At 73.6% G+C, this 6,346-nt stretch carries 8 protein-coding genes; 5 read left to right on the top strand and 3 right to left on the bottom strand.

The window, feature by feature from the left end; translation table 11 throughout:
• Window positions 1-69 precede the first annotated feature (69 nt).
• Entirely contained in the window at window positions 70-795 is a 726-nt protein-coding gene (locus IT293_06855; protein MCC6764366.1) for a methyltransferase domain-containing protein, read from the top strand.
• Here the strand turns inward: IT293_06855 and IT293_06850 are convergent.
• From IT293_06850 to IT293_06840, 3 genes are all read right to left on the bottom strand, one after another.
• Window positions 767-1,774, bottom strand: coding sequence for a class I SAM-dependent methyltransferase (locus IT293_06850; protein MCC6764365.1), 1,008 nt, complete (start codon window positions 1,772-1,774; stop codon window positions 767-769). The genes IT293_06855 and IT293_06850 overlap by 29 nt on opposite strands.
• Before the next feature lie 150 nt (window positions 1,775-1,924).
• Complete coding sequence (locus IT293_06845) at window positions 1,925-3,139, bottom strand: CoA transferase (GenBank protein ID MCC6764364.1); 1,215 nt, start codon at window positions 3,137-3,139, stop codon at window positions 1,925-1,927.
• On the bottom strand, window positions 3,139-4,380 hold the full coding sequence (locus IT293_06840; GenBank protein MCC6764363.1) for a CoA transferase: 1,242 nt from the start codon (window positions 4,378-4,380) through the stop codon (window positions 3,139-3,141). The genes IT293_06845 and IT293_06840 overlap by 1 nt, the downstream gene beginning before the upstream one ends.
• 120 nt (window positions 4,381-4,500) lie before the next feature.
• Between IT293_06840 and IT293_06835 the strand changes: the two genes are divergently transcribed.
• The 4 genes from IT293_06835 to IT293_06820 form a co-directional block, all read left to right on the top strand.
• Window positions 4,501-5,046 (top strand): DUF937 domain-containing protein, encoded by a 546-nt coding sequence (locus tag IT293_06835; GenBank protein MCC6764362.1) that lies wholly within the window; start codon window positions 4,501-4,503, stop codon window positions 5,044-5,046.
• Between the two features lie 14 nt (window positions 5,047-5,060).
• Entirely contained in the window at window positions 5,061-5,513 is a 453-nt protein-coding gene (locus IT293_06830; protein MCC6764361.1) for a hypothetical protein, read from the top strand.
• Window positions 5,510-5,815, top strand: a complete 306-nt coding sequence (locus IT293_06825) for a hypothetical protein (GenBank protein ID MCC6764360.1) — start codon at window positions 5,510-5,512, stop codon at window positions 5,813-5,815. The genes IT293_06830 and IT293_06825 overlap by 4 nt, the downstream gene beginning before the upstream one ends.
• 290 nt (window positions 5,816-6,105) lie before the next feature.
• Window positions 6,106-6,346 (top strand): acyl-CoA dehydrogenase family protein (locus IT293_06820; GenBank protein MCC6764359.1); only part of this gene is annotated, 241 nt, incomplete at its 3' end.

Below are 6,346 nucleotides of genomic sequence, written 5' to 3'. Positions count from 1 at the left end.
TCGTCTTGACCCGCCGCCGCGCCTTTGACCAACTGGCCGTGACCCCACCGATCCCTCCGCGAGGTGCGCATGAGCAGCGCGTGCGACGAAAGCGAAGTCAGACGCGAGGCCGGCGACCTCGCCCGCGAGTCGCTCGCGCAGGGAGACGCGACCGGCTGGTTCGAGACGCTCTATCGGCGGGCCGACGGCGACGCCGGCGGCATCCCGTGGGCCGACCTCGCGCCCAATCCGAACCTCACGGCGTGGCTCGATCGCGAGCACGTCGCGGGCGGCGGCCGGCGCGCGCTGAAGGTCGGTTGCGGCCTCGGCGACGACGCCGAGGAGCTCGCCCGCCGCGGGTTCTCCGTCACCGCCTTCGACGTGTCGCCGACCGCGGTTGCGTGGTGTCGACGCCGTTTTCCCGGGAGCGTCGTGCGCTGGACGGTCGCCGACGTACTCACGCCGCCGCGCGCCTGGGATGCGGCCTTCGACGTCGTCCTCGAGTCGTACACGCTCCAGGTGCTGCCGCCCGCCGCCCGGGCGCGGGCGATCGCGAACCTCGCGCGCTTCGTCGCGCCGGGCGGCGAGCTGCTGGTGATCGCGCGCGGCCGCGACGCCGGTGATCCCGCAGGGGTGATGCCGTGGCCGCTCCTGCGCCGCGAGCTCGACGCGTTTCGCCGGCTCGGACTCTCCGAGCTCGCGTTCGAGGATTTCCTCGACGCGGAGACGCCGCCGGTGCGGCGCTTCCGCGCCAGGTATCGAAACGTGCGCGCGGCCGCGCGCGCTCTTACGGGGCGCGCGCGAGCGCGATCTTGAGGGGGTGCCGCTCGTCCGGCGACGGGAAATCCTCTTCCGGCGTCAGCACGTCGAGCGCCGCGAGCGGACGGCCCGCCTTCGCCGCCGAGCGCTCGAGCGCGGCGAGCCAGACCTCGCGCCCGACCTCGGGCACGTGGTTGGTCGCGAGGACGGTGCCGCCGGGCGCCGTCGCGAGGAGCGCCGGTTTGAAGAGCGACGCGTAGTCGCGCACCACGTCGACCGCGCCGAACTTTCCCTTCGCCCAGCGCGGCGGGTCGAGCACGACGAGATCGAAGCGCCGCGGCGCCCGGCGCGTGAACGCCCGGGCGCGCTTGCCGCGCGTCGGCAGCGTGAGACCGGCGAGCTGCCGCACGACCGGGATGACGTCGTCGGTGATCGTGACGAAACGCTCCGCGAGCGTCGCCGGGTCGTCGACGTTGCGTTCGGCGTTGGCGCGTCCGACCGCCAGCGCCGAGCGCGCGAAGTCGACGTTCACCACCTCGCGCGCGCCGCCGGCGAGCGCCGCGACCCCCATGCCGCACGTGTAGGCGAAGAGGTTCAGCACACTCCGGTCCGCGCTCGCCCCCTTCACCCAGCGCCGTCCGACGCGGAGGTCGAGGAAGAGGAGCGGATCCTGCCCGCGATGCCGCGGCCGCACGTCGTACGCGAGCCCGAGCTCGTGCGCGATCGGCGCGACGAGCGCTTGGTCCGCGCGCGCGGAGCCTCCCGGTCCCTCGCCGCGATGGTTCCAGCACGGCGTGAGCGCGACGCCGAGCGCGTCGCGCGCGACCGCGACGAGCGCGTCGAGCTCGCCCGCGGCGAGGGGCGCGCGCCACGTCTGCACGAGCAGGATCGGTCCGTAGCGATCGATCGTGATGCCGGGCGCTCCCTCGGCGACGCCGTGGAGCAGGCGGACGCAGTCGGTGTCCTCCGCCGCGAGGCGCGCGAGCAGCGGCCCGCGACGTGCGATCGCGGCGGCGAGGCGCTCGGCGACGCTCACCGCGAGGCCGTGCGCCGGCGGCGGCTCAGCGGGAGCGACCGGGCGTGCGGCCCGTCGCGCCGGTGATCGGTCACGGCGGGCCCGCGAAGCGAGGCGACCGTCCGGCAGGATCGCGGGGGCGGCGGCAAGGTTCACGCCACCCGCGGTCCGTCATCCGAGCGCACCGGCGGCGACGAGGTCCGTGATGCGGTCCGCGTCGTAGCCGAGGATCGCCTCGAGGACCTCGTGGTTGTCGCGGCCGAGGGTCGGCGCCGCTCCCGCGACGGCGGCCGGCGTGCGCGACAGGCGCGAGCGCGCGTTCTCGACCGGCGTCGTGCCGTACGTCGGATGCGTGAGCCAACGGACGTGCTCGCGGTGCACGAGCTGGGGATCGGCGCAGAGGTCGGCGCTGCCTGCGACGACCGCTGCCGGCACGCCGGCCGCCTGGAGTGCGGCCTCCGCCTCGTGCGGGTCGCGGGCGGTGGTCCATGCGGCGACGACGGCGTCGAGCGCCTCGACGTGGGCGTGGCGCGCCTCGGCCGTCGCGAAGCGCGGATCGCGCGTGAGCGCGGGGTCCCCGAGCACTGCGGCGAGCGCCGCGAACTCGGCGTCGTCGCGCACCGCGATCGCGACCCAGCGATCGTCGCCGGCCGCGGGGTAGACGCCGTGCGGGACCGCATCGCGGTCGGCGTTGCCGGCCGCCGCCCAGACGCGGCCGTTCACCGTGTAGTCGAGCATCGCGGGCCCGAGGAAGTGGATCGCGGCCTCGGCCTGCGCGAGGTCGATGTGCTGGCCTTCGCCGGTCCGCCGACGGTGGTCGAGGGCGGCGAGGATCGCGGCCGCGCTGAAGCGCGGCGCGATGTAGTCGGTGTACGCTCCGAAGGGCCCGGCGGGCGCGCGATCGGGCCAGCCGCAGAGCGCACCAAAGCCGGTGATCGAGTGGGCGAGATTCCCGAAGCCCGCGTAGCTGGCGAGCGGCCCCGTCTGTCCCATGAGGCACGTGCTCAGCATGATGAGCGAGGGGTTCACCGCGCGCAGCGCCTCGTAGTCGAAGCCGAGCGTCCGCATCGTGCCGGCGCTGTAGGCCTCGGTCACGACGTCGGCCCAGCGCACCAGGTCGAGCAGAACCTCGCGCCCGGCGGGTGTTGCGAGGTCGAGGGTGATCATGCGCTTCCCGGCGTTCATGTTGTGGAAGACGACGGCGCTCTCGGGCTCGGGGGGCAGCTCGTGAAACGGCGCCACCGTGCGGCAGATGTCGGTGCGCGTCGTCGACTCGACGCGCACCACGGTCGCGCCGTAGTCGGCGAGCATGCGTGTCGCGGCCGGGCCGGCGATCGCCCACATGAGGTCGAGCACCTTGACGTCGGCGAGCGCGGCCTCGGACATCAGATCACTCCTTCGGCCGCGAGGCGGGCGAGGTCGGCGTCGTCGAGGCCGAGCTCGCCGCCCAGGATCTCGCGGTTGTGCTCGCCCACGGTGGGCGGCCGGCGGCGATGGCGGAGCGGCGTCGCCGAGGCGCGTGCGAACGGTCCGGGGTAGCGCACGGTGCGGCCGAGCTCGGGATGATCGAGCTCCCGCCAGTAGTCGCGGGCGGCGAGCTGCGCGCTTTCGACGACCTCGCGCGTCGTCGCGACCGGCGCGATCAGCAGGTCGCGCTCGACCGCCGCGCGCAGCAGCTCCGCCTTCGTCTTCGTGCGGGTGAACGCCGCCACCAGCGCCTGCACGCGGACGACCTCGGCGAACGACTCCTCGCCCGAGAACATCTGGTCGAAGAAGCGGATCCAGTCCTTGTCGCGGGTCGCGGCGTCGCAGCCGCCTTCGTCGGCGATCCAGTGCATGAGGCGGCGCGTGAACGGTCCGACCGACGAGCCGAAGAGGAACGTGATCGAGACGTGTCCGTCGGAGGCCGGGTGGACGAAGCGGACCGAGAGCGGTCCCATGCCGACGCCGCCGGAGATGCGTCGGGCGTCGGGGAATCCGATCGCCGAGCTCAGGAGATAGGACTGCGTCGCGAGGGTCACCGCCTGCTGCGCCGACACGTCGACGTGCTGGCCGCGTCCCGAACGCGCGCGCTCGTGGTGCGCGACGAGCGCCGCGCCGGCCGCTTCGGCGGCCGCGTGGGCGTAGGCCTGCGGCACGCCGACCCGGAGCGGCGCGCGGTCCTCGTCGCCGGCCAGCCGCAGCGGCCCGCCCGCCGCGAGCAGGACGAGGTCGCTGTCGGCCCACGTCGCCTTCGGGCCGGTCTGTCCGAACGGCGTGATCGAGACGTAGACGAGTCGGGGATTCACGGCGGCGAGCGCGTCGTAGTCGAGCCCACGCGCCGCCTGGATCCCGGGGGTCTCCGACTCGATCAGGAAGTCGGCGGTCGCGACCATACGGCGCAGCAGCTCGCGGCCACGCGCGCGCTCGAGATCGAGGGTGACGCCGCGCTTGTTGCGCGAGACCGCCCACCATTCGAGTGAGCGGTCGGGGTGCGGCACGTCGTCGACGTAGGGGCCGCGGCGCCGCGTCGGCGCGCCGCCGGGCGGCTCGACCTGCACTACGTCCGCGCCGAGGTCGCCGAGGATCTGGCCGCAGAGGTGGCCGCGGCTGCGGGTGAGGTCCAGGACGCGGTACGGGCTCAACATCGTCGGCTCCGCGCGGCTCGTAGCGGAGGCCTCGCACGCGTGTCAAAGCAAGCCCCGGTTGCGCGCGGACGCGCGCGGGGCGTAGGGTGCCGGCAGCGACGCACCGAAGGAGGCCGCCCCATGGGCTTGCTCGACGATTTGCTCGGTCAGTTGACCGCCGGTCCGGCGACGGCGAGCCGGCAGACCCGCGCGGATGCCGCGGGCGGCCCCGACATGAGCCGCATCCTGGTCGCGCTCATGCCGGTCGTGCTCGCCATGCTCGGCAATCGCCGCGGCGGGAGCGAGCCGTCCGCGGGCTTCGGCCGCGCGAGCGCGGGCGGGCTCGGCGACGTCCTCGGACAGATCCTCGGCGGCGCCGGCGGCGCGGGCGGTCTCGGCGGGCTCCTCGAGGCGGTGCAGCGCGCGGGCTTCGGCGAGCAGGCGCGTTCGTGGGTCGGCGGCGGCGAGAACCAGGCCCTGCCGTCGGGAGCGCTCGAGCAGATCTTCGGACGCGGCGGCCTCGCCGAGATCGCGCGGCAAGCCGGACTCAGCGAGGCGGACGCGTCCCGCGGGCTCGAACGGCTCATGCCCGAGGTCGTGGATCACGTGACGCCGCGGGGCGCCGTGCCCGACGGCTCGGAGCTGCTCGACAGCGTCGACGCGCTCGCGCGCCGCATGGGGATCTGAAGGAGGGCGGAGCCATGACGCGAGGATTCGTGGCGGCGCTTGCCGCCGTAGTGGCCTGTCTGGTCGCTTCCGCATCCGCGTACGCCATAGGCTTCATCGACTCACCTTCGGCGATCTGCCGCAAAATCAAGAAAAACGAGTGCGCGATCAGCTGGTATTACCTGTCGGTGAGTGCATCGCCGGCCTACATGGTCTCCATGCGCGTTCTGGTGGGACCGCAGGGGGGCGAGCAGAAGCTCGTCTACCACGTGACCGGGTTCTTCCAGACGTCGATGTACGTTCCCCACGACATGATCGGCGACAGCATCAAAGTGCCGTGCGGCAAGGCGGGGACCTCGCCGGATCCCGAACCGTCGCCGAGCCCGGGCTACCTGTATGGCGCCGTGTACAACTACACGATCCAGGCCCGCGACAGCTCCAACCAGACGTCCAGTAACTACGGGGCGGTACGTTGTCCACCGAAGTGACCGCGCCCATCCGCAGCGGGGCCATCGCGGCGTTCCTCGCCGTGCTCGTCGTCGGCGCCGGCGACTCGCCGGCGCGCGCGGAGCGGGTCGCGTGCGTGGGACGCTGCGAAGACGGCGCCGGCAACGCGATGACCGTCGAGAACCGCTGTGACGACGTCGCCGAGCGCTGCGTCGCCGGCTGCGACACGTCCGGCGCGCGGCCAGAGCCGTACGCCGATTGTGAGCCGACCGGACGCGGCAAGGTGCCGACGTCTCCGCCGCCCGAGAGCCCCGGCGGCGTCCGCGAGCGTGACGGAGGCTGAGTCACGCCGTGCGCCTCTGCTCCGGCTGCCCGGGCAGATCGCTCGCCGCGACGGCGTCTTGAACGCTCGGCCGGCTTCACGACGTCGAGCGGCTCGGACCCGAACTGACGTCGGCTGACGCGCGGGAGCCGGGCGCGACAACGAAAGTCGACGGCAGACTCCCCGCTGCTGGTGCACGATCGTGCACCTCTTGCCGCGTTGGAGGGCTCGTGCCACATTCCCGGCCGGCCGCGATCCCGTCCCTGCCCACACGCCTCGCGCGCCGTGATCCCATTGCCGAAGGAGCGTCCATGACCGAGCATGAAGAGTTCCGCGAGTATTGCCGCCGCTGGCTCGCCGAGAACCGGCCCGCCGCGCCGAGCTTCCGCCTGCCGCTCAGCCCGATCGAGGTCATGACCGAGGAACAGCGGCGCTACCTCTGTGCCTGGGAGAAGAAGTGCTACGACGCCGGCCTCATCGGCTGCGACTACCCGAAGGAGTACGGCGGCGGCGGCCACGCGGGCTTCCAGCAGATCGCGAGCCAGGAGATGA

It is taken from the genome of Deltaproteobacteria bacterium (assembly GCA_020848745.1).
Taxonomy (GTDB): Bacteria; Desulfobacterota; Binatia; order UTPRO1; family UTPRO1; genus UTPRO1.
The sequence above is the reverse complement of the archived record's forward strand: the minus strand, read 5'-3'. Positions and strand labels throughout refer to the sequence as shown.